A 24,454-nucleotide genomic window follows, 5' to 3' on the forward strand; every position below is an offset into this window, starting at 1 on the left:
AGCAGTCGGTTCTGGGGGGGTATTTTACTGAAAAATTCCATCCTGTTCAATCTCGTCGACCTGGTCGATGAGGATGATTTCTACTCCCCGGCCCACCGCTATATTTTCCAGGCCATCCTCGACCTTTCGCGAAAAAACGCCCCCATCGACCTCGTGTCCCTGGCCGAAGCCCTGCGCGGCTCAGGCCGGCTCGACGAAGTGGGCGGCCCGGCCTATCTGGGTGATCTGGCCTCGTCCACGGTGTCGTCGGCCAATGCCCTGCACCATGCCGAGATCGTACGCGAAAAATCTGTCCAGCGCAGGCTCATCGGCACGGCCGTGGATATCATCACCCGCTGCTACGACGGCGGGCAGGACACGGAGCAGTTGCTCGACGAGTCCGAGCAGGCCATTTTCTCCATCGCCGACTCCCGCTCGACCAAGGGCTTTCGTTCTTCCAAAGACCTCATTACCCGGGTCTTTGAGCAGATTGAACAGCGCATGGCCAACCAGGAACTGGTCACCGGCGTGGCGTCGGGCTACTATCAATTTGATGAGATGACGGCCGGTCTGCAACCGTCCGATCTCATTATCGTGGCCGGACGTCCGTCCATGGGCAAGACCGCCTTTGCCATGAACGTGGCCATGCGCGCGGCAGCCATGAGCGCCATTCCGACGGCAATTTTCTCCCTGGAAATGTCCATGGAGCAGATCATGCAGCGCATGTTGTGCTGCTGGGGCAAGGTCGATCTGGCCAAGCTGCGCCGGGCGCGGCTCGATGACGAGGACTGGTCGCGGCTTTACGACGCCGCCAACCACCTGTCTGCCTCGCCCATCTTTATCGACGACACGCCGGCGATTACCACCATGGACCTGCGCGCCCGCTGCCGTCGGCTCAAGGCCGAACATGGCCTCGGGCTTATCATGGTGGACTATCTCCAGCTCATGCGGGCTTCACGCCGCATTGATTCGCGCGAACAGGAAATTTCCGAGATTTCCCGAAGCTTAAAGGCCCTGGCCAAGGAGCTGCATGTGCCGGTGGTGGCCCTGTCGCAGCTCAACCGCAAGGTCGAGGAACGGGCCGACAAACGCCCCATGATGTCCGACCTTCGCGAATCCGGCGCTATCGAACAGGACGCCGACGTCATCATCTTTCTCTATCGCGGCGCGGCCTATAAGAAAAAAGAGGAACTCACCCCCGAGGACAACGTGGCCGAAGTCATCATCGGCAAGCAGCGTAACGGTCCAACCGGTATGGTGAAGCTTCTTTTCATCAAGGAATCCACAGCCTTTGAGAATCTTTCCGACATCCCGCCCCCGTCCGAATTCGGCATGGGTTAAACGGATCCTCCCGCTGTTTGACGCGTCTGGCCGTGCGTTCCCGGGGGTATCCCGGGCGGCGGCTTTTTCTGCTTTCTGCCGCGCCAACCCTTGAAGCCGTGGGCTTGCAGGGGTATAGCCTGCGTCGGGCGCTTTGGCGCATGGCTGATAAGCAGGGGCGATCTTCTGTATGCAAAGCAGGGGCGCTGCCCCTGCACCCCGCCGGGGGCATGATGCCCCCGGACCCCTCGCTTTGGGGCGTGTCAGGCAAGTTGTTTTCAAGGCTGGCCGTTGGGCTTGACACACTGATGCGTGATTCCACCGCCTACATCCCGCCAAGGAGTTGTCGTGTACTACGATGCTGCGGAAACGCTTTCCAGGCTTGAAATAGAGCGCCTGCAACTGGAGCGGCTGCGTTGGACGCTCAATCAGGCCGCCAAGTCGCCCTTTTACAGCCGCCGGTTTGCCGAAGTCGATTTTGATCCCGCTTCGGTGACCAGCCTGGCCGACGTGGCCCGAATTCCGTTTACCACCAAGCAGGACCTGCGCGACAGCTACCCCGACGCCATGCTGGCCATGCCCGTGTCCGAGATGGTGCGGATGCACGCCTCCTCCGGCACCACCGGCACGCCCACGGTCATCTACCACACCCAGAAAGACCTGGACTGGTGGGCCTCGCTCATGGCCCGGTGCATGCACATGGCCGGCCTTCGCCGCACCGACGTGTTTCAAAATATGTCCGGCTACGGCCTTTTCACCGGGGGCCTGGGTATCCACTACGGCGCAGAACGCCTCGGCTGCCTGACCATCCCGGCCGGGGCCGGCAACAGCCACCGCCAGATCAAGCTTTTAACCGACTTCAAGGTCACGGGCATCCACATCATCCCGTCCTATGCCCTGTACCTTTCCGCCATTTTTGCCGAGCTTGGCATTGATCCCAGGTCGCTTTCCCTGCGCATCGCGTTGGTCGGGGCCGAACCCTACACCGAGGAAGCCCGCCGGCGATTGCAGGACCTCTACGGCATCAAGGCCTACAATTCCTATGGCCTCTCCGAGATGAACGGTCCGGGCGTGGCCTTCGAGTGCCAGGAGCAGCACGGGATGCATATCTGGGAGGACGCCTATCTGGCCGAGATCGTCGATCCGGCCACGGGGGAGCCTGTGCCCGACGGCGAACTGGGCGAACTGGTCATGACCACCCTTGGCCGCGAGGGAATGCCGGTCGTCCGCTACCGCACCCGGGACATGACCCGTTTTCTGACCGGCCCCTGCCCCTGCGGCCGGGTCCATCGCCGCATTGACCGGCTGCATGGGCGCTGCGACGACATGATCATCATAAAGGGCGTCAATATCTTCCCCATGCAGATCGAACGGGTGCTCATGGCCATGCCGGAAGTGGGACAGGATTATCAGATTGTCCTTGAGCGCGACGGCTATATCGACAACATCCGGGTGAAGGTCGAGATCAGAGACGAGTTTTTTGTCGAGGACATGCGCCAGCTCGGGGCTTTGCAAAAACGCATTGCCGCCCGGCTTCGCGACGAACTGCTGGTCACGCCCAAGGTGGAGTTGGTCGAGCGCAACAGCCTGCCCAAAACCGAGGGCAAGGCAACCCGGGTGCTGGACAAACGCGGGGACGGGGCATGAGCCTTGCCCTTTTGACGGTGTTCCTGCTGGTCCTTCTGGCCTGTCTGGCCCTGCACGTCTTCGGGCTGCCGGGCAACTGGGCCATGCTTGGGCTGGTGGTCCTTTGGGACGTGCTCCATCCGGCGCTGCATCTCGGCTTTGGGTTTTACGCCCTGCTGGTGTGCGTGGCCCTGGCCGGCGAGGCCGTTGAACTTTTCGCCCAACTGTTCGGGGCCAGGCGCTACGGGGCGACGGGCAAGGGCAATCTGGGCGGATTTCTCGGGGCGCTTGGCGGGGCGCTGTGCGGCGCGCCGTTTTTCCTGGGCCTGGGGGCGCTTTTCGGGGCCGTTGCCGGGGCCTTTCTCGGCTGTTATATGTTTGAACGGCTGCACGGACGCGACGACGCCGAGGCCCGGCGCGCCGCTTTGGGAGCCATGTACGGCAAGGTGTTCGGGCTGACGGCCAAGGTGGCCTGCGGCGTCGTCATGTGGACGGCCAGCGCCCGGGAACTGTGGCCTGCTTAACAAAGGAAGCGGCATGATTACGGTCAGCGATTTCCCCAAATACCGGGGCACGATGGAATATGTCTGCCTGGGCTGCGAGGCCCGGTTCGACATTCGCGAACTTTACTACACCTGTCCCCACTGCGGGGGGGTGTTCATCCTGGAAGACACTTCCTTTGACAGCCTGCTCGAATACCCGGCCAGCTACTGGCAGGGGCTTTTTGACAAGCGCGCCGCCACCCGGGTGACGGCACTGCGCGGCGTGCTGCGTTTTTACGAGCTCATGGCCCCGGTCATGGACGAGGAAGACATCGTCTACCTCGGCGAAGGCCACACCCCCATCGTGGCGGCCAACAACGCTTTGACCGAGCTGGTCGGCGCGCCGTTTTACTACAAAAACGACGGCCAAAACCCCAGCGCCTCCTTCAAGGACCGGGGCATGGCCTGTGCGTTCAGCTATTTAAAGCACCTGGTGCGGGTCAACGGCTGGGATTCGGTGCTGACCGTGTGCGCCTCGACCGGCGACACCTCGGCAGCGGCCGCGCTCTATGCCGCTTATGTCGGCGGTCCGATCAAGTCGGTGGTGATTTTGCCCAAGGGCAAGGTGACGCCCCAGCAACTGGCCCAGCCCCTTGGCAGCGGCGCCACGGTCATCGAAGTGCCCGGGGTCTTTGACGACTGCATGAAGGTGGTCGAGCATCTGGCCGACAACTACCGGGTGGCTCTGCTCAATTCCAAAAACGCCTGGCGCATCCTCGGCCAGGAATCCTACGCCTTTGAAGTGGCCCAGTGGTTTGGCTGGGACACCTACCGCAAATGCGTGTTCGTGCCCATCGGCAACGCCGGCAATGTCACGGCCATCATGGGCGGCTTTTTAAAGCTGAAAAAGCTCGGCATCATCCGGTCACTCCCCCGCATCTTCGGGGTACAGTCCCACCACGCCGACCCCGTCTTCCGCTATTACGACGAGGCCGACCCGGCCAAGCGGCATTTTGAACCGGTGACGGTCACGCCAAGCGCCGCCCAGGCGGCCATGATCGGCAACCCGGTGTCGTTTCCCCGGGTGGCCCATTTCGCCAAGGAATACGAGAAGATCGGTGGTCCCGGCAGCTTCCAGGTGATCCAGGTCACCGAGCAGGCCATTGTCGAAGGGATGCTCCTGGCCAACCGCCACGGCCATATCAGCTGCACCCAGGGCGGCGAATGCCTGGCCGGCCTTATTAAGGCCCGGGAACTGGGACTGGTCGAACCCTCGGAAGTCTCCATCCTGGACGCCACGGCCCATCACCTCAAATTCATCGGCTTCCAGCAGATGTATTTCGAGGACAGCTTCCCGCCTGAATACGGCGTGACTTCCGACGCCAAGTACGTCAATCGCCCCCGGGCGATTCTCACCGAGTCCGACAAAGCGGCCCTGACTCCCGAGGCCTATACGGCCAAGGCGGCCGAGGCCATCGTGGAGAGCCTGGGGCTGACCCGGAAATAGTCCTTTCGCGCGAGCCGCGCCGCCGCCCCCGGCAGAGCGGAACTCGCTTCGCAGTAAAGCACCTGTTTGAGCATTTCTGCCTGACAGGCGGCCGGGAGGCTTCTGCTCCCGGCCGCCAAGCAGTGGTGGTTTCCGTCAAGTGCAAGCACCAGAGGTCACGGCCCCGGCCTCTTCCCGTCTTTTCTTGCGCAACTTGCGCTCGTCGACTTGGCGGCGCTCCCGGTCAAATAAAACTCCCCCGAGTGGGATTCCAAAGGGCTCAGCCCTTTGGCCGCCGGAGGCACTCTTTTTTCATTTTCTTCTTCTCCGCGAACGACACGGCGGTTGGCCGCAAGAGGACGCCGGCCTGGAGGGGGACCTTCTCCAGACCGGCGTCTGTATCGTGTGGACCGGGAACATGGCGGGAAGCGGCAGGCGGCCCGGGAGCGGGGAGGGCGGTTCGCTCCCGGACAAAGAAAGCTGTTGGTGGCGCAGCGGCGTCCTAGGCGGCCCGGATGACGGCAGGGGCCAGTTGGGCGCGCACCACATCGGCCCGGACAACTTGCGGCGTCATGAAGGTGAAGCCCTGGCTCTGGCCCCACTCGGCGACATCGGCCGGGCGGCCGGCGTAGCAGACGTCGTCGATGACCAGATAGTCCCTGACTCCGAGGATGCCGTCCCATCGCTGGACGAAAAATTCAAAGAGGCTGGCGTCGTAGGCAGCGACGTTGTGCCAGGTCCAGGTCCGGGAGCAGGCTTCGTCATCATAGCCGAGCAGACACAGGTCCTTTTCCGGGGTTTCCAAAAAGGCGCGCTGGGTGAGCATGGCGGCCGAAGTGGCGATGCGGTTGGCATCGAAAGCCACAGGTGCGCCGCCAAGGGTGGCTTCGATCCGTGCATCGGCGGTCAGGCGCATGCCGCAGGTGTTGTTGCTGTTGGCCCGCCACCATTCAATGGAGTTGGTCTTGTAGAGGTCTTCGCCAAGGGTGCACACGCGGGCAGCGGTAGCCGCACTGACGGGGTGCAGGGCCAGATCGCAGCAAGAGCCGGTGATGGTCAGGGTCAGGTTCATATGAAGTCTCCTTGGGAGATGGATTCGGGGGATTGCGTTGCCGTCCCGTTTAATTGAGAAAAAAAGCACTTTTCGTGCCTAATATTTTAATTTTATATTTCAATCAGCTAGCAGAGTAGTGGGATGCGTGGGGCTTTCTGGGGACGATTTTTGCGTCCATTGCGGTTGACCCGGCCGGGGCATCCGAAGCACACTGCGCCCGCGCCATCCCTGCGCGGAGCAAAATTCCATGAAACGACCCATTGATCCCTTTCCCGGCGATGAAGCCAGCGCCTTTGCCCTGGAGAACGTGGCCGACGCCGTGTTTGCCGTGGATCGTGATTTCATTGTCCGCTACTGCAATCTGGCTGCTGCCGAGATCGCGCGTTGCGACCCGGCCGAGGCCGTGGGCCGCACCTGCCGCGAGGTGTTTGGCGTCAAGAACTGCCGCAATGTCTGCGTGTTGCGCCAAAGTATGGACGAGGCCAAGCCCATAGCCAACCGCATCGTGACGCTCAAGCGCGTCAACTGCCCGGACGTGCCCGTCAGCATCAGCGCCGCCCCTATCTGGGCCATGGGCGGCACGGTCATCGGCGGGGTGCAGGTCTTTCGCGACCTGTCCGGCGGTGGGTTTGTCAGCCGACTGGCCGGTCTCCAGCCCCTGGACGATTTCGGAACGCGTGACCCGCAACTCTCTGAAATTGTGCGTATGTTGCCGCAAATCGCCCAGAGCGACTCCACGGTCCTGCTCCTTGGCGAGTCCGGCACGGGCAAGGAGCTTTTTGCCCGGGCCATCCACAAGCTCTCCCAGCGAAACGCCGGACCGTTCGTGGCCGTCAACTGCGGCGCCTTGCCGGAACAGCTCATGGAATCGGAGCTTTTCGGCTATAAATCCGGGGCCTTTACCGACGCTCGCCGGGACAAGCCCGGCCGGTTCGCCCTGGCCGAGACCGGCACGCTTTTTCTGGATGAAATCGGCGATCTGCCCTACGCCATGCAGGCCAAGATCCTGCGCGCCCTCCAGGAACGCGCCTTTGAACCGCTTGGCGGCGTGGAGACCATCCCGGCCGACGTGCGGGTGGTGGCCGCCACCAACCGCGACCTCGGGCGCATGGTTACAGACGGCACGTTTCGTCAGGACCTCTATTACCGCCTGAGTGTCGTGGTCATCCGCATCCCGGCCTTGCGCCAACGCCTTGACGACGTGCCGCTTTTGACCGAACGCCTGCTGGGGCGCTGCCGCATGGCTGTGAGTAAAAACATTGAGACCGTCGATCCCGAAGCCATGGGCCGGCTTATGGCCCACGACTATCCCGGCAACATCCGAGAGCTTGAAAATATCATTGAATACGCAGCCATACTTTGCCAGGGCAAGGCCATCGAGCTGTGCCATCTGCCCGAACATCTGCGCGGCGAGTCCGGGACCTGCCTGCCCCGTGGAGCCCGGACCATGGCCGAAATCCGGTTCCATGCCGCACGAGAGGCGGTGGAACGCCACAGCGGCAACCGCAACGCTGCCTGCCGCGAACTGGGAATTTCCAAGGATACCTTGCGCCGCATCCTGGGGCGGCGCGACGAGGACGACTAATGCGTCTTTTGCTCTGTCTGGCGGACGAAAAATGCGACTTGTAGGGCTTGCCGACAACGGGGAAGGACCATGGCCAAACTGAAGGCCCGGGCTGATACGCTCGTGTGCCAACTCGGGCTGGCCGAGAACCAGGAACGGGCCATGCGGCTTATCATGGCCGGACTGGTGCGCGCCGTTGAAAAAGGCCGGGAGACGGTGGTGGACAAGCCGGGGCGGATGTTTGCGGCCGGCACGGTCTTTCGGGTGGAACAGGGCCAGCGCTATGTCAGCCGGGGCGGGGGCAAGCTTGAGACGGCCCTTGAGGCCTTTGGCCTGGATGTCGCCGGGATGACGGCTCTCGATGCCGGGGCGTCCACGGGCGGGTTCACCGACTGCCTGCTGCAACATGGCGCGGTGCGGGTCTATGCCGTGGACGTGGGTACGGCCCAGCTGCACGAAAAGCTGCGGGCCGATCCCCGGGTGGTGTCCATGGAAAACGTCAATCTGCGCCACGCGCCGGCTGACCTGCTGCCTGAGCCGGTGGACATCATCGTGGCCGATGTCTCCTTTATCTCACTGACCAAGGTGTTGCCGTCGTGCCTGGCTTTTTTACGTCCGGGCGGACTGGTGGCGGGGCTGGTCAAGCCGCAGTTCGAGGTCTCGCCGGACAAAATCGGCAAGGGTGGCGTGGTGCGCGACGTGGCCCACCAGCAGGAAGCCGTGGACATGGTGACGGCCTTTGCCCGCGACGAACTGGGGCTTGTGCTTCGCGGCGTGGTCCCCTCCAAGGTCAAAGGGCCCAAGGGCAATCAGGAATATCTGGCGGTGTTTGCGTTGCCCGGTGGTTGAGCCGCCGGGAGGTGGTTTTGCTGGGAACGCCTGATTCCGGCCTTGCATGAAGATGCGATCCTTGCGACAGAGGCTTGAGTTTCCGCCGGTTGGAGCGACCGGGCCGGAATTCGTGTCAACCGCGCCTTCGATACAACCAAAGGAGTCGCCATCATGTCCATGACCGTCAAGGATGCCATTGCCGCGCGGCACAGCGTGCGCGCCTTTGCCAAGGAGCCGCTTGCCGAATCGGAGATTTTCGAACTGCTGGAAGCCGGCCGAAACGCCCCGTCCAGCCTCAACTCCCAGCCCTGGCGCTTCAAAGTCGTGACCGACCCGGCCGATCTGGCCTGGTTTGGCACTTCGGAAGCCACCCGCAAACAGGGCTGGTTGTCCGCCGCCCCGGCCATCATCGTCTGTTGCGCCGACCTTGCCCATTACGTCAAGGATTCCCAGTCCGCCGCCTTTTTCTACCGCGACAACAAGATCATCGAAGGCGAGCCCATGGACGGCATCGAGGCCTACGTGGCCCGGGAAGCCGCAGCCACCGAGGCGGCCAAATTCGGGGCCTGCGCCATGAACGTCGGGCTTGCCGTGTCGTTTATGATGCTGCGGGCCGTGGAGATGGGCCTTGGCACTTGCTGGATCGGCATGTTTGTCGAGGCCAACATCAAGGCGCGCCTTGGCCTGCCGGACGGCTGGCGCATCGTCAACCTGCTGGCTGTCGGCCGCCCGGACGAGCCGGAGGTCTATCCCAGAAAGCGCAAGAGCCTGGAAGAGATCGTCAGCAAATAGCGCCGCGTTGCAGCCGGTGGGCCGGTCCGTGCCGGCCCACCGTTGCACTCCCTGGCAAATCTCGTACACTGCCGGAAATCTGCCCGCCTGGCGGGAAGCACCGGAAGTTGCAAGGAGTGCCCCATGTCGCAGCGCATCGCCATTGCCGGCCTGTCCGTCGAAAAAACGCTCCATGACGTCATTGTGGGCGAAATCCTGCCCGCAACCGGCCTTGCTGCCGAAGCCTTTTTCGCCGCTCTGGCCGCCCTTGTCGTCGATCTTGGCCCCAAAAATCGGGAACTGCTGGCCAAACGCGACGCCATGCAGGCCGCCATCGATGTCTGGCACAACGAACGCCGCGGCCAGCCCCACGATCCCGAAGCCTACAAGTGCTTCCTGGCCGGTATCGGCTACCTGCTCCCCGAAGGCCCGGATTTCGCCATTGAAACGGCCGGCGTGGACCCGGAAATCGCCACCATCGCCGGTCCCCAGCTTGTTGTCCCCATCACCAACGCCCGCTATGCCATAAACGCCGCCAACTCCCGGTGGGGCAGCCTCTATGACGCCCTGTACGGCACCGACGTCATCCCCCAAACCGACGGCGCAACCAAGGGGCCGGGATACAACCCGGTGCGCGGCGCGGCAGTCGTGGCCTATGCCGCCGCCTTCCTCGACATGGCCGTGCCCCTGGCCTTTGGCCGCCACTCCGAGGTGACAGCCTACGCCATCCTCGACGGTGTCCTGGCCGTCACCTTTGCCGCCGGCCAGATGACCGGTCTGGCCCGGCTCGACCAGCTCGTCGGCTACACCGGCAAAAAAGAAGCCCCGACCTCGATCTGCCTGGTCAAAAACGGTCTGCACATCGAACTCCTTTTCGACCGCGCCCATCCGGTCGGCGCAGCCAGCCCGTCCGGGCTCAAAGACGTGGTCCTGGAAGCGGCGCTGACCACCATCCTCGACTGCGAGGACTCCGTGGCCGTGGTCGACGGCCCGGACAAGGGGCTGGCCTACCGCAACCTGCTCGGGCTTTTCCGGGGCGACCTCACCGCCTCCTTTGACAAGGGCGGGCGTGTCGTCTCGCGCGGGCTGGCCGAGGACAAAACCTACACCGCCCCGGACGGCGCGGCCGTCTCCCTGCCCGGTCGCAGCCTCATGCTCGTGCGAAACGTCGGCCACCTCATGACCACCGACGCGGTCCTTGACGCAGCCGGCGAGGAGATTCCCGAAGGGATGCTCGACGCCATGGTCACGGGACTGGTCGGCCTGCACGACCAGCGGGGCCTTGGCCCAAAACGCAATTCCCGGGCCGGCAGTATCTACATCGTCAAGCCCAAGATGCACGGACCCGACGAAGTGGCCTTTGCCTGCCAGCTCTTTTCCCGGGTGGAGCAAGCCCTTGGCCTGCCGCCGCTGACGCTTAAAATCGGCGTCATGGACGAGGAGCGGCGCACGTCGCTTAACCTCAAGGAATGCGTGCGGGCGGCCAGGGAACGCATCATCTTTATCAATACCGGCTTTCTCGACCGCACGGGTGATGAGATCCACACCGTCATGGAAGCCGGGCCGGTGGTCGGCAAAAACGACATGCGTTCCCAGCCCTGGATGGCCGCCTATGAGGACGGCAACGTGGATGTGGGGCTGGCCTGCGGCTTTTCCGGCAAGGCCCAGATCGGCAAGGGCATGTGGGCCAAGCCGGACATGATGGCCGAGATGGTGGCGGCCAAGATCGACCATCCCCGGGCCGGGGCCAACTGCGCCTGGGTGCCCTCGCCGACGGCGGCCACGCTCCATGCCATGCACTACCATGCCGTGGACGTCTTTGCCCGCCAGCGCGAACTGGCCGGCCGCAAGCGGGCTGAGCGCGAGGTGCTGCTGACGCTGCCGCTGCTTGGCGATTCCCGCCCGACGCCGCAGGAGGTGGCCAGGGAGCTTGAGACCAACTGCCAAAGCATCCTCGGCTACGTGTCGCGCTGGGTGGACCAGGGCATAGGCTGTTCCAAGGTGCCGGATCTGGCCGACGTCGGGCTGATGGAAGACCGGGCCACGCTTCGCATCTCCAGCCAGCACATCGCCAACTGGCTGCGCCACGGCCTTTGCACCGAGGCCGAGGTGCTGGCCACCCTTGAACGCATGGCGGCGGTGGTGGACCGCCAAAACGCCCTGGACCCGGCCTATCGGCCCATGGCCCCGGATTTTGCCGCTTCCCTGGCCTTTGCCGCGGCCAGGGAGCTGATTGTGGCCGGCAAGGTCCAGCCAAACGGCTATACCGAGCCCATTTTGACGGCCAGACGGCGTCAGGCCAAGGCCCGCGCCTAGCTGCAACCGAATCTGCCGGGTCTGGCCTGCGGGAGTTGACCGGCTGGCCAGGCCCGGGATGCAAGGAGAGTGTTCATGCGGCGTTTGACGCAAGTGGTCATATTTATTCTTGTTTTGTCGTTGTCTCTGCCGCTTGCCAGTTGGGCCTCTTCCGAAGGCGGGCATGGCGGCGGGGATTCCAAGAAAAAAGAGAAGGGTGAGAAAAAGGAAGCGGGCAAGGCTGAGAACGGCGTCATCACCATTGGCCCGCTGGTGGTCAACATCCTCAGCAACAAGGGCTATCGCTTTCTCCGCCTGAGTATGATCGTCGAGTGCGAGGACAACGAGGCGGCCGAACGGCTGGTCAAGGCCGATGCCAAGGAAGAGCTCATTCTCCTTTTGTCGAGCAAGGTGGCGGATGATCTGCTGGCCAATTCCGGCAAGATGATCCTGCGCAAGGAACTGATCGGCCTGTTTTCCAAATACGCCGGTCCGGGCAAGGTGAAAAATCTCTATTTTTCCGAATTTGTTTTTCAATAATAGGCGCTGACGCACCGGCCCCGGGAGGTCTTATGTTTCATGGTCTGACGCCGGCCATGCTGGCCCGTATGGCCGAACTCGAAGCCATTGACGCGGCCGACCGCACCGACGGCACGCCCCACGGCCGCCGGCTGCGCCAGATTCCGCCGGAAACCGGACGCTATCTGGCCATCCTGGCGGCCAGCGCCCCGGCCGGACAGGTGGTCGAGGTGGGGACCAGCGCCGGCTATTCCGCCCTGTGGCTGTCGTTGGCCTGTCGGGCGCGGGGCGACGGGCTGACCTCCATCGACCGCGACCCGGACAAGCTGGCCCTGGCCCGCCAGACTCTTGAGACGACCGGGACCACCGACGTGGTGCGGCTGGCCTGCGGCGATGCCCTGGAAATTCTGGCCGGCCTGGACGGTGTGGCCTTTGCCTTTGTCGACGCCAACCGCGATGTGCTGCCCGCCTGCCTGGAACTCCTGGCCGACCGCCTCGTGCCCGGCGGCCTCGTTGCCGCCGACAACGTCATCAGCCACGCCGCCGAGATTCCGGGCGTGGTGGAAGCGTTCCTGGCCGATCCCCGGTTCGACGCCGTGGTGGTCCCCATAGGCTCGGGCGTGCTGACAGCCCGGCGCACCAGGGTCTGAGGCGCCGCGTATTCAAAACGTAACACGGGGCCGCCCTTGGCGTATCAAGGCGGCCTGTGCTAGCTTGTCCCGACCGCCAGCGCCCAAGGCCCGGCGGTTCCCGGAGGTGACCATGGCTGGCGATGCGGCGAAGTTTTTGGGCCTGACCCTGGTGCTTGCGGCCTGTCTGCTGACGGCCGAGGCCGGACCCTGCCATTCGCGCGCAAGCGAGCCGGCCCCGGTGATCGTGCTGGCTGCCGGTCCCGGCAAATATGTCATCAAGGCCGGCGATACGGTCAATGTCCTGGCCCTTCGTCACGGCGTGCCCGCGGCTGCCATTTTGCGGGCCAATCCGGGCCTCAACCCCGCCCGGATGCCCCTGGGCAAGGAAATCATCATCCCTGCTGCGGCCAAGCCCGGAACCGAGGTCCCGGCCGTGCCGGCAGTCACCGCAGCCCCGGCAACACCGGCCGCCGGCAGCCTCGAACTGCGTCCGGAAAAGGCTCCGCAAGCCACGCCGCCGCTCGGGAGCGGCATCAAATCCCATGATCTGGTCGATGGGCCGGCCAAGACGGTCGTTTCGCCGGCTCCTCGGGACACCACTGCGCCCGAACCCGCCAAACCCGCAGCCCAGGCACTGCCAGTTGGTGAGGCCGGGGCGGGGCGGGGCCAGGAGGCCGGACCGACGCCTGCGCCTGCCCCGGGTTGGCCGGTCTGGGGCCTGGTCGGCGGCATTGGCGGCGTTGTGGCTCTGGTGCTTGTTTTGCAGGGTGTGCTGGGCAATCTGGCTGCCGGCCTGACCCTGCGGGTCTTGCGGCCGTTTCGACCGGGCGACGCCGTGATGCTGGCCGGCATTGTCGGCCGGGTGGAGGCCATTGGCGGCTGCTATGTGGCCATTCGCTCCGAGGCCGGGGAAACGGTGTTCGTACCCAATGCCAAGGCCGCCGGCGAGATTGTCGTCGTGGCCAAGGCCGGGACTAAGAACGCCGGCGAGCGGGCGCATCGAGACTGAGCCGGCCCTGGTCCAGGCAGGCAATCGCCTCGATTTCCGGGATGATGTCGCCGGCATGGTGCACGGCGCAAAGGACCGTCGTCCCGGACCGGGCCGCTGCCGACACGGCCTCCATGGCCGTCTGGCGCGAGGCCGCGTCCAGGCCGGAAAACGGTTCGTCGAGCAGCAACAGCCGTGGCTCGGCCACCATGGCCCGGGCCAGGAACAGTCGCCGTGTCTGGCCGGCGGAAAGTGCTCCCAGCGGCCTGTCGGCCAGACCGGCCACGCCGAAAAATTCCATCCACCGCTTCGCCGCCGCCCACTCCTTTTCACTTGGCGCGACATACAGCCCGATGCTGGCCTGGATGCCGGACGCCACCACTTCCAGGGCGGTGACGGCCTTGTCGTAGTCGGCCTCCAATTCAAAGGACACCAGGCCGATGCGCCGGCGGATGTCGCGCAGATCGGTCAACCCTTCGGGTGCGGTCAGGCCCGGTCGGCTGACCCGTCCGCCCAGGGCCGGATGGTGCTCCCCGGCCATGAGTTTGAACAGCGTGGATTTGCCCGACCCGTTGGGGCCAAGGACAGCCATGTGCCCCCCCGGGGCTATGGTCAGATTGATATCGTGCAGGATCTCCCGGCGCTCCAGAAAGACCGAGGCCTGCTCGATGACCACCAGGGGCAGGCCGTGGCGGCTGCCGGCGTTCTCCGGAGCCGGCCCGGCCTCGGGGCGTCGGGATGGTTCGACGCCATAGGGACGGACGTCGGGGGCCTGGGTCTTGCGGCCGTGGTCCCGGGCCGTTGCCGCCGTTCCGGCGTGGATGAGCCGGCCGCCGGCCAGGACGATGCCCCGGACCTCGCCTGCCGGCAGGGCGGCTCCCTGGTGGCTGGTCAGGACGATGGCCGCGCCGCCGGCGGCTGCCTCGGCCATGGCCCGGGTGGCGGCCACGGTGGCGGCGGCGTCGAGTCCGTCGAGAAATTCATCGAGGAAAAGGACCGCCGGCCGGCAGGCCAGGGCCCGGGCCAGAAGCACGGCCCGCAGTTGGCCGTTTGAAAGCGAGGCCACGGCGGTCTGGACCAGGTGGCTGATGCCAAGGCGGACGAGCACCTCGGTGAGGACGGCGGATTCGGCCGGAGTGGGGCCGCCCTGGACGTACATGGCGTCGCGGGGGCCGGACAGGATCACGGTCTGGGCCGTCAGATGGCCCCAGATCCGTTTGGTGGACCGCTGGATTTCCGGGGACACGATGCCGAAACGGTGGCGAAGCCCTATGGGCGAGGCCCGGCCGGGGCCGTCGCCGCTCTGGTAGACCCGGCTGCCCCGGCCGTCGTCGTCGGGCCAGATGTCGCCGCGAAGCAGGCGCAGCAAGGTCGATTTTCCCGAGCCATTGGCCCCGAGCACAAGAAGGGTTTCGCCGGCCTCCACGGTCAGCGAGAGGTCGGACAGGGCTTTGACGCCGCCAAGGGTGACGCTGGCCTGCGTGAGGGTGATGCGCATGGGCGTGGCTTTCCGGCTGGGTTTCGGGGTGGGCAAAAAAGGACGGGCCTTCCGGTTGGAAGGCCCGTGGCGAAAGGCGTAGCCGGCCGGCTCAGATGAGGCCGGCGGCGGACAGGACGGCCTGCAATTTGGCCTTGTTGCCCGGCTCCAGGGGAACCATGGGCAGGCGTGCCTCAAAGGGGAAGCGGCCCATGAGGTCCAGGGCGACTTTGGCCGGCACGGGGTTGGTTTCGATAAAGGCCACCCGGTACAGCGGGCTCATGGCGTAGTGGAGCGCCTTGGCCGCCGTCAGGTCGCCGGCAAAGACCGCCTCGCACATGTCGGACATCATCTTGGGCACGAAGTTGGAAACCACCGAGATGACGCCGCGTCCGCCGATGGCCATGGTGGGCAGGGCCGTGAAATCGTCGCCGGACAGAACCTGGAAGTCCTCGCCGCAAAATTCCAGCACCCGGGAGACCTGATTGAGATCGCCCGTGGCTTCCTTGACCCCGATGACCTGCCGGATTTCCTTTTTGAGGATGGCCAGGGTCTCGGGCAGCAGGTTGACGGCCGTGCGGCCCGGCACGTTGTAGACGATAAAGGGCATGTCCACCCGCTCGCCGATGGCCTTGAAATGGGCCACCAGGCCGGCCTGGGTGGGCTTGTTGTAGTAGGGCGTAATGAGCAGTGCGCCGTCGGCTTTGGCATCCTTGGCGTCCTGGGTCAGCTCGATGGCCTCGCGGGTATTGTTGGAGCCGGCCCCGGCCAGGACAGGCACACGGCCTTTGACCTGGTCCACGCAGATGCGGATGACCCGTTTATGCTCCTCGTGGGACAGCGTGGCGGATTCGCCTGTCGTGCCGCAGGGGACAAGTCCGTGGATGCCCTGCTCGATCTGCCACTCGATAAACGCGCGGTAAGCCTCTTCATCGACTTCGCCGTTTCGAAATGGCGTCACCAACGCCGTGATTGCGCCGCGAAACTCCATACGATCCTCCTTGGAAGTGAAACCCCGTCATTTCCTAGAATGTTTTTGGCGCGGCGGCAAGTGCGGCAAACAGTCGCCGTGTCATCGGACAGGCTCAGGTTCATCGCGGCGACGGATGGCCTCCCGCCAGGTATTGAGCGGGGCGCAGCAGCCGTGCCCGACGCCGAGCAAAAAACGGAACCGCTCGCCGTGTTCGGGATCCTCAGCCAGCCGGCAGCGGTAACAGCCGGTTCCCTCGTCCCAGTACAGGTCCGGGCAGCGCGGCAGATAACCATAGCGAATATGCGATTCCACGCACGGGTCCGACAGGCAGCACCAACCGCAGCCGACGCAGGCCAGGGAACTCAGCAGGGAAGCAGGTAGGCTGCTTGACCGGTGGTCAAGCCGGACATCGCAGTAGGCATGGCGCGATTACTCCTGACGATCCCGTTACCGAAGTGGGACCAGTTTGTGTGTGGCAAAAGCCTACGCCCATCCCGGTTGCGGCACAACCATTGCGGGGCGCGCAATCGTCTCTTGACTTCGTCGTGCAACTTTGTTGCATTGCCGGGTGCAACGTCCAAACGACGGTAAGGAGCTGAGCCATGCAACGCTTGATTTTTGTGATTCTGGGATTCATTATCATCTCTGCGTCCCCGGCCCAGGCCAAAATCCTGGCTGCGGTCAGCATCAGTCCCCAGGCCTATTTCCTGAAACAGATCGCCGGGGACCGGGCCGACGTCGTGGTGATGGTGCCCCCCGGAGCCGATGCCCACACCTATGAACCCAAACCCCGCCAGTTGACGGAACTGGGCAAGGCGGCCGTCTATTTTGCCGTGGGCATGGATTTCGAGGAGGCCTGGCTGCCCCGGTTTGCTGCGGTCAATGGGAAGATGGCCATTGTCCACACCGATGCCGGGATCGAGAAGATCCCCATGGTCGCCCATGACCATGAGGCCGAGGAGCATGGCCACGACAAGGCCAAAGGCGGCAAGGACCACGACCGCGATACGGCCAAAGCCGCAGAGAAGCACGGCCAGGACAAGGCCGAGGCCGGCCATGGGCACGAGCACCACGACGGCGAACCCGACCCTCATGTCTGGCTGTCGCCGAAACTGGCCAAAGTCATCGGCGCGTCCATGCGCGATGCCCTGATACAGGCCGACCCCGAGGGCGCCTCGGCCTATGCCGCCGGCTATGACCGTTTTGCCGCCGAGTGCGACACTCTGGACGGCGACATCAAAAAAATCTTTACCGGTCTGCCGGCCGGGGAGCATAAATTCATGGTGTTTCATCCGTCCTGGGGGTATTTCGCCCGGGACTACGGCCTGACCCAGGAGCCCATTGAGCAGCTTGGCCGCGAGCCCGGACCCAAGGTTCTGGCCGCCCTGATCAAGGAAGCCAAGGCCGACGGGGTGAAGGTCGTTTTCGTCCAACCCCAAATGAGCGTGACCCAGGCGGCGACCATCGCCAAGGGTATCGGCGGCACGACGGCGGCCATCGATCCCCTGGCCGAAGACTGGCCGGCCGGCCTGCTTGGCGCGGCCAAGGCCCTTCGCCAGGGAGTGGTTGGCCAAACGGAGAACAAATGACGCAACCGGTCGTCGATATCCGCGACCTGACCTTTGCCTACAACGGCCAGGCGGTGCTTTCCGGCATCAGCCTGGCCGTTGCTGCTGGCCAGCGTCTGGCTGTCCTTGGTCCCAACGGCGGGGGCAAGACCACGCTGTTAAAGCTGCTGCTTGGCATCCTGACCCCGACCTCCGGGACCATCCGGGTCTTTGGCGAGGCTCCGGGACGCCAGAGCGCCCGCATCGGCTACGTGCCCCAGCGCCTGGACGGCGTGGCCGAGCGCAAGGACCTGCCGGTGCGGGTGCGCGATGTGGTGCTGATGGGCCTGCTCTCCCCGGGGCGGCGCGGCTTTCGCTATACGGCCGAGGAGATCGACCGGGCCGAGGCGACGCTTATCCGGGTCGAGATGGCCGGCCAGGCCAAGCGCCGGTTTTGCGAACTCTCTGGCGGCCAGAAGCAGCGGACGCTCATCGCCCGCGCCCTGGTGGCCGATCCGGGATTGCTCATCCTCGATGAACCCACGGCCAACATCGATCCCCAGGGCAAGTTCTGCCTCTACGAAGTCCTGGCCCGCATCGGCGAGGGCGTCACCTCGCTGGTGGTCAGCCACGATTTGAGCATCCTGGCCGCCGGGGTCACGGCCGTGGCCTGCATCAACGGCCGGATGGCCTATGCCCCGGAACCCAAGCTCAACCAGGACATGATGGACCTGCTCTACGGCGTCCACCGCCACACCTGTCCCATGGACGCCTTTTTGCGTCGGATGCCGCCGGATCTGGCCGGGCTGGCCCCAGTGGAGAATAAATGATCGAGGATCTGGCCCTGCCGTTTATGCAAAACGCCTTGGTGGCGGCGCTGTTGGCGGCCGTGTGCTGCGGCATTGTCGGCACCCTGGTTGTGGCCAACCGCATGGTCTTTCTGGCCGGCGGCGCGGCCCATGCCGCCTACGGCGGGGTGGGGCTGGCCTATTTCCTGGCCTTGCCCGTCCTGCCCGTCACCGTGGTCTTCACCGTGGCCGCCGCCCTGGCCATGGCCGCCATCACCCTGCGCCATATTGAAGACACCGACACGGTCATCGGTGTCCTGTGGGCCGCCGGCATGGCCTTTGGCATCATCCTGCTCGACCTCACTCCGGGCTACAAGCCCGATCTCATGAGCTACCTTTTTGGCAGCATCATCACCGTGCCCACAGCCGACCTCTACGCCCTGGCCGGGCTGAACCTGCTGCTTCTGGTTACGACCCTTCGCCACTACAACGGGTTCGTGGCCATGGCCTTTGACCGGGAGTTTGCCGCGGTGCGCGGCGTGCCGGTGGGCTTTTTGCACTGCCTGTTGACCGCCCTGGCAGCGGTTGCGGTGGTTCTGCTCATCCGGGTGGCCGGGCTTATCCTTATCATCGCGCTGTTGTCCGTGGCCCCGAGTCTGGCTGTCCGCCGCTCGGCGTCGCTTTGGCGGGCCATGGTCTGGGCCTCCCTGCTCAATGCCGTCTTCTGTCTGGCCGGACTGCTTTTGGCCTACCAGTTCAACCTGACCTCCGGTGCGGCCATCATTGCCGTGGCCGCCACGGTTTTTTTCATTTCCCTGGCCCCGGGCCTTGCCCGTTGGCGGCGGGGGGCATAAACCTCCGGCTATGGACAGCGTTGGACAGGTCGGAGCCGAGGCCATGCTGGCCCGGGCCGGTATTGACCCCACACCCCTGCGGTTGGCCGTGGCCGGGGTGCTGGTCGACGAGGCCAGGGCGCTTGCGGCCGGCGATATCCTGGCGCTGGTGCGCCGCAAGCGCCAGGCCAACAAGGTGACGCTGTATCGCATCCTGGATCTTTTCGTGGAGAGAGGGCTGGCCAGACGCCACAGTTCCGGGGACCGGGCCCAGCGCTACTGCCTGGAGCCGGGCTTTTCCGGCCGGCCGCACTGCCACGCCTACTGCGTGCGCTGTGGCCGCATGGAGTGTCTGCCGGCCGCCGTGGGGCTGGTGGATGTGGCTGCCCTGGGGCCGATGTTGGCCATGGACGTGACAGCGGTGGAAGTGCGCATCGACGGCGTATGCGCCCGCTGTCGGCGACAAGCCCCCCCGGGCGGTGCAGCGGTTGACGTCGGCCCGGGAAACTCCTAAATTCCCGCTTCACGCGCAAATGCCTCGCTGGATGCCTCCACATTATTATGAAGCAAGCCCTTATTTTCGGCGTTTCAGGCCAGGATGGAGCCTATCTGGCGCAATTGCTGCTGGAAAAAGGCTATCAGGTGGCCGGCACGTCCCGTGACGCCCAGATGGCGTCGTTTGGCAGCCTCGCCGCCCTGGGTATCCGGGAGCAGGTAGCGGTTCATTCCGTGACGCTCACCGATTTTCGCAGCGTGCTGACGGTGCTCAACACGGTCAAACCCGACGAGATCTACCATCTGGCCGGCCAGTCGTCGGTCGGGCTGTCCTTTGACCAGCCGGTGGAAACCTTCATGTCCATCGGCGTCGGGACGCTCAATCTGCTTGAAGCCGTGCGCTTTCTCGGTGCGCCGTCCCGGTTCTACCACGCCTCTTCCAGTGACTGCTTCGGCGATACCGGCGGAGAGCCGGCCACCGAACTAACCCCCTTTGCCCCGCGCAGCCCCTACGCCGTGGCCAAGGCAGCGGCCCATTTCGAGGTGGGCAACTACCGCGAGGCCTACAATCTCTATGCCTGTAACGGCATTCTGTTTAACCACGAATCGCCGCTGCGTCCCACGCGTTTCGTCACCCGCAAGATCGTGGCCGCCGCCGCCCGCATTGCCGCCGGTTCCGGGGAGACGCTGCGCCTGGGCAACATCGACGTGGCCCGGGACTGGGGCTACGCCCCGCAATACGTCGAGGCCATGTGGCTGATGCTTCAGCGTGACACGCCTGACGATTTTGTCATCGCCACCGGCCACACCATCACCCTGCGCGATTTCGTGGCCGAGGCCTTTGCCGCCCTTGGCCTCGACTGGCGTGAGCACGTCGTTGTCGATCCAGAACTTTTCCGGCCCGCCGACATCGCTGTCAGTCGGGCCAATCCGGCCAAGGCCGAACGCGAACTCGGCTGGAAGGCGACCATGGCCCCGGCTGACGTGGCTCGGGCCATGGCTGTCCATGAACAACAGGAGATTCTCCCGAAATGAAAGCCAAAGTCGCGCTGATTACCGGCATAACCGGCCAGGACGGGGCCTATCTGGCCGAAATGCTGCTGAAAAAAGGCTACGAAGTCCACGGCATCAAGCGCCGGGCGTCGCTTTTTAACACCCAGCGCATCGACCATCTCTACCGCGACCCCCATGATACCGGCCGCAAGTTCGTGCTGCATTACGGCGACCTGTCCGACTCCACCAACTTAATCCGCATCATCCAGCAGGTCCGGCCCGACGAGCTCTACAATCTGGCCGCCCAAAGCCATGTCAAGGTGTCCTTCGAGTCTCCGGAGTATACCGCTGACGTGGACGCCCTGGGTACGCTGCGGCTGCTTGAGGCCGTGCGCATCCTTGGCCTGGAAAAGCACACCCGGTTTTACCAGGCCTCGACCTCGGAACTCTACGGTCAGGTGGCGGAGACGCCCCAGACCGAGAAGACGCCGTTTTATCCGCGAAGCCCCTATGCCGTGGCCAAGCTCTATGCCTACTGGATCACGGTCAACTACCGTGAAGCCTATGGCATGTACGCCTGCAACGGCATCCTGTTTAACCACGAGTCGCCCATGCGCGGCGAGACCTTCGTCACCCGCAAGATCACCCGGGCCATGGCCCGGATCAAGCTCGGGCTGCAGGACTGCCTGTATCTGGGCAACCTCTCGGCCCTGCGTGACTGGGGCCATGCCAAGGACTACGTGGAAATGCAGTGGCTGATGCTGCAGCAGGACGCTCCGGACGATTTCGTCATTGCCACCGGCCGGCAGCATTCCGTGCGCGATTTCGTCAAGCTGGCCGCTGCCGAGCTGGGCATTACCATCCGGTTCGAGGGCACGGGAGCGGACGAAAAGGGCTATGACGCCAAGACCGGCAAATGCCTGGTCTCCGTTGACCCGCGCTATTTCCGTCCCACTGAAGTGGAGACGCTCCTTGGCGATCCCACCAAGGCCCGGGAGCGCCTGGGCTGGCAGCCGCGCATCACCCTGGAGGAGATGGTGGCCGAGATGGTGCGCTCCGACCTGCGTGACGCCGAGCGCGATTCATTGTGCAAAAGCCAGGGATACGCCGTTTTCGACCTCAACGAATAGCCGGCCGGCTTGACACGGCCCCAAGGCGTGTCTAGCTCAAGGATTGGGCGCTTTGCGCCAAACACCAAGGAGAACGACACATGGCTTACGACATCCGCCTCGTGAAACTCATAAACGGCGAAACCGTCCTCGGCAAATGGGACGAGGCCGAGGGCAAGCTGACCGAAGTGGCCATGCTGCAGACCATCCCTTCGCAGCAGGGCGTGCAGATGATGCTTCTGCCTTTTGGCTATCCCTTTGAGACCGAGATTGGCGGCGAGATTGCCGGCGCGCATATTCTCTACCAGTTCAAGAAGTTCCCCGACGAACTGCAGACCCGCTACCTCGAAGCCACGAGCAACCTGACCCTGTCCACCACCGGCGACCTGAAAAATCTGTCCTCCCTGGCTGGCAAGGGCGGCAACATCTCAAATCTCCTCAAGAAATAAGTTCAGGCCCCAAGCCGCCGCCCGGTCTCTCCGGGTGGCGGCGTATTTGTTTTTCCCCCTCGAAAGACCGCCCCGGCCCACTCCGGCGGCCGGAGACCCTCCATGCGTGATCTCGTTCCCAGGTTGCAAAAGCCCACCCAGTATCTCGGCGGCGAATGGGGCCGCACGGCCAAGGACCCGGCCGGCGTGCGCGCCCGGGCGGCCCTGGCCTTTCCGGATTTCTACGAGGTCGGCATGTCCTATGTCGGCGGGCGCATCCTCTACGAGGCCGTCAACCGCGTTCCCGGCCTGGCGGCCGAGCGCGTCTTTGCCCCGGCCGATGAGGCCGTGGCCGTCATGCGTGCCTCCGGCGCAACGCTTTGCACCCTGGAAACCGACACGCCGCTGACCGAGTGCGACGTGGTGGCCTTCCACCTCACTCACGAACTGTGCTACACGAGCGTGCTGCACATGCTCGATCTGGCCGGCATTCCTTTCCGCACCGCCGACCGGGCGGCCGCTGGCCGCTGGCCCCTGGTCATTGCCGGCGGCGGCTGCGCCTTTAACGCCGAGCCGATGGCTCCTTTCTTCGATGCCATGGTTATCGGCGACGGCGAGACGGCCCTGGTGGACATCCTGGGCGTGGTGGCAAAGGCTCGGGAAGCCGGCACGACGCGTTTGGAACTGCTTACCCAACTGACCGCCATTCCCGGCGTCTACATCCCGGAATTTTTCGAGTTCGACCCGGAAACCGGCATCAAGCCCCTGGTTGCCGGCTATGACAGGGTGGTCAAGGCCGTGGTGGCCGACCTCGATACCGCCCCGTTTCCTTCCTGCCAGGTGGTGCCCTTTGCCCAGGCTGTCCACGACCGCCTGTCGGTCGAGATCGCCCGGGGCTGCACCCGGGGCTGCCGCTTCTGCCACGCCGGCATGATCTACCGGCCGGTGCGCGAGCGAAGCCTCGGCACCCTGGAAAAGCTTGTCGGCGAGGGCCTGGGCCGCACCGGCTACGAGGAACTGTCCTTCCTGTCCCTTTCCACCGGCGATTTCTCCGCCCTGGAAAGCCTTTTTGCCCAAAGTATCGATCGCTGCCGCCGCGACCAGATCGCCGTGTCCCTGCCCTCGCTTCGGGCCGGCACGCTGTCCGATTCCATCCTGTCCATGATGGCCGGCATCCGCCGCACCGGGGCGACCGTCGCTCCCGAGGCCGCCACCCAGCGCCTGCGCGACGTGATCAACAAGGGCATCACCGAGGAAGACATCCTGTCCCATGCCAGACGCCTGTTCGCGCATGGCTGGCAGCAGATTAAGCTCTATTTCATGATCGGCCTGCCAACCGAGACCGAGGACGACGTGCGCGGCATCTTCGAGCTGGCCCAAAAGGTCCTGGCCGAGGCCCCGCGCGGGGCCAAGCGGCTGCAGGTGACCGCCGCCATCTCGCCCTTTGTGCCCAAGCCCCACACGCCCTTTCAGTGGGACCCGCAAATCACCCTGGAGCAGATTCGCGGCCGGGTGAACTGGCTGCGCGAGCTTTTTGCCACCGAGCGCCGGCTTACCCTTCGCTGGCACGAGCCGGAGATGAGCTTCCTTGAAGGCGTGTTTGCCCGGGGCGGCCGGGAACTGGCCCCCATCGTCGAGGCCGGCTGGCGCAAGGGGGCGCTTTTTTGCTCCTGGATCGACCGGTTCGATCTAGCCCCCTGGCTCGAAGTCTTTGCCGAGGCCGGCGTTTCGCCGGCCGACTGGCTGGCCGAACGGGCCCTTGACCGGCCGCTGCCCTGGGACCATCTGTCCTGCGGCGTCTCGCCGGCTTATCTGCGCCTGGAACGGCGGCGCGCCCTGGAAGGGACCATCACCGGCGATTGCCGCTACGGCGAGTGTACCGGCTGCGGCGTGTGCAACGAGGGCGGCCGCAAAAGTCCGCTGACGGCTGAGGCGCCCATCATGCCCCGGTTAAACAACCCCGCTCCCGAGCGCGAGGCCGTGGCAGCACCCCCGCCCCCGCCAAAAGAAGACCTCACCCGCAAGGACGCCCATTTCCGGGTCTGGTATGCCAAGCACGGCAGCGCCATTTATCTGAGCCAGTTGGAACTGGGCCGGGTCATCGAGCGTTCGCTGCGCCGGGCCGGGCTCAAACCGAGCTTCTCCGCCGGCTACCACCCCCTGCCCCAGATCTCCTTTGGCCGGGCCTTGCCGGTCGGCGTATCGAGCCAGGCCGAATGGCTGGGCATTTTTCTGCGCGAGGCCGTATCACCCTGAGGATTTTG

Annotated in this window: 23 protein-coding genes; 19 read left to right on the forward strand and 4 right to left on the reverse strand. The window is 64.6% G+C overall.

The features are described from left to right. The 4 genes from dnaB to thrC form a co-directional block, all read left to right on the forward strand. A partial coding sequence (gene dnaB / locus DVDV_RS14595; protein ID WP_075355376.1) for a replicative DNA helicase occupies window positions 1-1,320 on the forward strand: 1,320 nt, incomplete at its 5' end. A gap of 327 nt (window positions 1,321-1,647) precedes the next feature. Then, window positions 1,648-2,946: a phenylacetate--CoA ligase family protein gene (locus DVDV_RS14600; protein WP_075355377.1), complete on the forward strand. Its 1,299-nt coding sequence runs from the start codon at window positions 1,648-1,650 to the stop codon at window positions 2,944-2,946. Next, on the forward strand, window positions 2,943-3,449 hold the full coding sequence (locus tag DVDV_RS14605; RefSeq protein WP_075355378.1) for a DUF456 domain-containing protein: 507 nt from the start codon (window positions 2,943-2,945) through the stop codon (window positions 3,447-3,449). Before DVDV_RS14600 ends, DVDV_RS14605 begins: the two co-directional genes overlap by 4 nt. Window positions 3,450-3,462: 13 nt before the next feature. Next, window positions 3,463-4,914, forward strand: a complete 1,452-nt coding sequence (gene thrC / locus DVDV_RS14610) for a threonine synthase (RefSeq protein ID WP_075355379.1) — start codon at window positions 3,463-3,465, stop codon at window positions 4,912-4,914. A gap of 481 nt (window positions 4,915-5,395) precedes the next feature. On the opposite strand, the gene DVDV_RS14615 is transcribed toward thrC, so the two are convergent. After that, the gene (locus DVDV_RS14615; protein WP_075355380.1) at window positions 5,396-5,965 is read right to left on the reverse strand and encodes a hypothetical protein; all 570 of its coding nucleotides are present in this window, start codon (window positions 5,963-5,965) and stop codon (window positions 5,396-5,398) included. A 229-nt stretch (window positions 5,966-6,194) separates the two neighbouring features. Between DVDV_RS14615 and DVDV_RS14620 the strand changes: the two genes are divergently transcribed. From DVDV_RS14620 to DVDV_RS14650, 7 genes are all read left to right on the forward strand, one after another. Continuing rightward, window positions 6,195-7,532, forward strand: a complete 1,338-nt coding sequence (locus DVDV_RS14620; RefSeq protein WP_075355381.1) for a sigma-54-dependent Fis family transcriptional regulator — start codon at window positions 6,195-6,197, stop codon at window positions 7,530-7,532. A gap of 69 nt (window positions 7,533-7,601) precedes the next feature. After that, complete coding sequence (locus tag DVDV_RS14625) at window positions 7,602-8,360, forward strand: TlyA family RNA methyltransferase (RefSeq protein ID WP_075355382.1); 759 nt, start codon at window positions 7,602-7,604, stop codon at window positions 8,358-8,360. Window positions 8,361-8,513: 153 nt separating this feature from the next. Next, window positions 8,514-9,134, forward strand: coding sequence for a nitroreductase family protein (locus DVDV_RS14630; protein ID WP_075355383.1), 621 nt, complete (start codon window positions 8,514-8,516; stop codon window positions 9,132-9,134). A gap of 123 nt (window positions 9,135-9,257) precedes the next feature. Further along, a complete protein-coding gene (locus DVDV_RS14635; protein ID WP_075355384.1) occupies window positions 9,258-11,429 on the forward strand; it encodes a malate synthase G in 2,172 nt (723 codons plus the stop codon). 75 nt (window positions 11,430-11,504) lie between these two features. Then, a complete protein-coding gene (locus DVDV_RS14640; RefSeq protein ID WP_075355385.1) occupies window positions 11,505-11,948 on the forward strand; it encodes a flagellar basal body-associated FliL family protein in 444 nt (147 codons plus the stop codon). A 32-nt stretch (window positions 11,949-11,980) separates the two neighbouring features. Beyond that, window positions 11,981-12,577: an O-methyltransferase gene (locus tag DVDV_RS14645; RefSeq protein ID WP_075355386.1), complete on the forward strand. Its 597-nt coding sequence runs from the start codon at window positions 11,981-11,983 to the stop codon at window positions 12,575-12,577. Between the two features lie 112 nt (window positions 12,578-12,689). Further along, a complete protein-coding gene (locus DVDV_RS14650) occupies window positions 12,690-13,568 on the forward strand; it encodes a mechanosensitive ion channel domain-containing protein (RefSeq protein WP_075355387.1) in 879 nt (292 codons plus the stop codon). Here DVDV_RS14650 and DVDV_RS14655 read toward each other — a convergent pair. The 3 genes from DVDV_RS14655 to DVDV_RS14665 all read right to left on the reverse strand — a co-directional run bounded on the left by DVDV_RS14655 (window position 13,534) and on the right by DVDV_RS14665 (window position 16,309). Continuing rightward, a complete protein-coding gene (locus tag DVDV_RS14655) occupies window positions 13,534-15,045 on the reverse strand; it encodes an ATP-binding cassette domain-containing protein (RefSeq protein ID WP_075355388.1) in 1,512 nt (503 codons plus the stop codon). The two genes, DVDV_RS14650 and DVDV_RS14655, sit on opposite strands and share 35 nt — an antisense overlap. Before the next feature lie 91 nt (window positions 15,046-15,136). Beyond that, a complete protein-coding gene (gene dapA / locus DVDV_RS14660) occupies window positions 15,137-16,015 on the reverse strand; it encodes a 4-hydroxy-tetrahydrodipicolinate synthase (protein WP_075355389.1) in 879 nt (292 codons plus the stop codon). Window positions 16,016-16,096: 81 nt separating this feature from the next. Next, entirely contained in the window at window positions 16,097-16,309 is a 213-nt protein-coding gene (locus tag DVDV_RS14665) for a hypothetical protein (RefSeq protein ID WP_368482921.1), read from the reverse strand. 290 nt (window positions 16,310-16,599) lie between these two features. Between DVDV_RS14665 and DVDV_RS14670 the strand changes: the two genes are divergently transcribed. The 8 genes from DVDV_RS14670 to DVDV_RS14705 all read left to right on the forward strand — a co-directional run bounded on the left by DVDV_RS14670 (window position 16,600) and on the right by DVDV_RS14705 (window position 24,446). Further along, window positions 16,600-17,586, forward strand: a complete 987-nt coding sequence (locus DVDV_RS14670) for a metal ABC transporter solute-binding protein, Zn/Mn family (protein WP_075355391.1) — start codon at window positions 16,600-16,602, stop codon at window positions 17,584-17,586. Continuing rightward, complete coding sequence (locus tag DVDV_RS14675; protein WP_075355392.1) at window positions 17,583-18,374, forward strand: metal ABC transporter ATP-binding protein; 792 nt, start codon at window positions 17,583-17,585, stop codon at window positions 18,372-18,374. Before DVDV_RS14670 ends, DVDV_RS14675 begins: the two co-directional genes overlap by 4 nt. Then, window positions 18,371-19,186 (forward strand): metal ABC transporter permease, encoded by an 816-nt coding sequence (locus DVDV_RS14680; RefSeq protein ID WP_075355393.1) that lies wholly within the window; start codon window positions 18,371-18,373, stop codon window positions 19,184-19,186. Before DVDV_RS14675 ends, DVDV_RS14680 begins: the two co-directional genes overlap by 4 nt. A 10-nt stretch (window positions 19,187-19,196) precedes the next feature. Then, window positions 19,197-19,679 carry a Fur family transcriptional regulator gene (locus tag DVDV_RS14685; RefSeq protein ID WP_075355394.1) on the forward strand — a complete coding sequence of 161 codons (483 nt, stop codon included), beginning with the start codon at window positions 19,197-19,199 and terminating at the stop codon, window positions 19,677-19,679. 47 nt (window positions 19,680-19,726) lie between these two features. Continuing rightward, a complete protein-coding gene (locus DVDV_RS14690) occupies window positions 19,727-20,695 on the forward strand; it encodes a GDP-mannose 4,6-dehydratase (RefSeq protein WP_075355395.1) in 969 nt (322 codons plus the stop codon). Further along, a complete protein-coding gene (gene gmd / locus DVDV_RS14695; RefSeq protein ID WP_075355396.1) occupies window positions 20,692-21,783 on the forward strand; it encodes a GDP-mannose 4,6-dehydratase in 1,092 nt (363 codons plus the stop codon). The genes DVDV_RS14690 and gmd overlap by 4 nt, the downstream gene beginning before the upstream one ends. Before the next feature lie 80 nt (window positions 21,784-21,863). Then, window positions 21,864-22,211: a hypothetical protein gene (locus tag DVDV_RS14700; RefSeq protein ID WP_075355397.1), complete on the forward strand. Its 348-nt coding sequence runs from the start codon at window positions 21,864-21,866 to the stop codon at window positions 22,209-22,211. A gap of 102 nt (window positions 22,212-22,313) precedes the next feature. Further along, the gene (locus DVDV_RS14705) at window positions 22,314-24,446 is read left to right on the forward strand and encodes a TIGR03960 family B12-binding radical SAM protein (RefSeq protein WP_254845390.1); all 2,133 of its coding nucleotides are present in this window, start codon (window positions 22,314-22,316) and stop codon (window positions 24,444-24,446) included. Window positions 24,447-24,454 lie beyond the last annotated feature (8 nt).

Origin of the sequence: Desulfovibrio sp. DV (assembly GCF_001936595.1) — a bacterium.
Taxonomy (GTDB): Bacteria; Desulfobacterota; Desulfovibrionia; order Desulfovibrionales; family Desulfovibrionaceae; genus Solidesulfovibrio.

Excerpts from the sequence above, each read along its gene's own strand:
- DVDV_RS14605 (WP_075355378.1), top strand. The coding sequence starts at position 2,943 with ATGAGCCTTGCCCTTTTGACGGTGTTCCTGCTGGTCCTTCTGGCCTGT.
- thrC (WP_075355379.1), top strand. The coding sequence starts at position 3,463 with ATGATTACGGTCAGCGATTTCCCCAAATACCGGGGCACGATGGAATAT.
- DVDV_RS14615 (WP_075355380.1), bottom strand. The coding sequence starts at position 5,965 with ATGAACCTGACCCTGACCATCACCGGCTCTTGCTGCGATCTGGCCCTG.
- DVDV_RS14620 (WP_075355381.1), top strand. The coding sequence starts at position 6,195 with ATGAAACGACCCATTGATCCCTTTCCCGGCGATGAAGCCAGCGCCTTT.
- DVDV_RS14625 (WP_075355382.1), top strand. The coding sequence starts at position 7,602 with ATGGCCAAACTGAAGGCCCGGGCTGATACGCTCGTGTGCCAACTCGGG.
- DVDV_RS14630 (WP_075355383.1), top strand. The coding sequence starts at position 8,514 with ATGTCCATGACCGTCAAGGATGCCATTGCCGCGCGGCACAGCGTGCGC.
- DVDV_RS14635 (WP_075355384.1), top strand. The coding sequence starts at position 9,258 with ATGTCGCAGCGCATCGCCATTGCCGGCCTGTCCGTCGAAAAAACGCTC.
- DVDV_RS14640 (WP_075355385.1), top strand. The coding sequence starts at position 11,505 with ATGCGGCGTTTGACGCAAGTGGTCATATTTATTCTTGTTTTGTCGTTG.
- DVDV_RS14645 (WP_075355386.1), top strand. The coding sequence starts at position 11,981 with ATGTTTCATGGTCTGACGCCGGCCATGCTGGCCCGTATGGCCGAACTC.
- DVDV_RS14650 (WP_075355387.1), top strand. The coding sequence starts at position 12,690 with ATGGCTGGCGATGCGGCGAAGTTTTTGGGCCTGACCCTGGTGCTTGCG.
- DVDV_RS14655 (WP_075355388.1), bottom strand. The coding sequence starts at position 15,045 with ATGCGCATCACCCTCACGCAGGCCAGCGTCACCCTTGGCGGCGTCAAA.
- dapA (WP_075355389.1), bottom strand. The coding sequence starts at position 16,015 with ATGGAGTTTCGCGGCGCAATCACGGCGTTGGTGACGCCATTTCGAAAC.
- DVDV_RS14670 (WP_075355391.1), top strand. The coding sequence starts at position 16,600 with ATGCAACGCTTGATTTTTGTGATTCTGGGATTCATTATCATCTCTGCG.
- DVDV_RS14675 (WP_075355392.1), top strand. The coding sequence starts at position 17,583 with ATGACGCAACCGGTCGTCGATATCCGCGACCTGACCTTTGCCTACAAC.
- DVDV_RS14680 (WP_075355393.1), top strand. The coding sequence starts at position 18,371 with ATGATCGAGGATCTGGCCCTGCCGTTTATGCAAAACGCCTTGGTGGCG.
- DVDV_RS14685 (WP_075355394.1), top strand. The coding sequence starts at position 19,197 with ATGGACAGCGTTGGACAGGTCGGAGCCGAGGCCATGCTGGCCCGGGCC.
- DVDV_RS14690 (WP_075355395.1), top strand. The coding sequence starts at position 19,727 with ATGAAGCAAGCCCTTATTTTCGGCGTTTCAGGCCAGGATGGAGCCTAT.
- gmd (WP_075355396.1), top strand. The coding sequence starts at position 20,692 with ATGAAAGCCAAAGTCGCGCTGATTACCGGCATAACCGGCCAGGACGGG.
- DVDV_RS14700 (WP_075355397.1), top strand. The coding sequence starts at position 21,864 with ATGGCTTACGACATCCGCCTCGTGAAACTCATAAACGGCGAAACCGTC.
- DVDV_RS14705 (WP_254845390.1), top strand. The coding sequence starts at position 22,314 with ATGCGTGATCTCGTTCCCAGGTTGCAAAAGCCCACCCAGTATCTCGGC.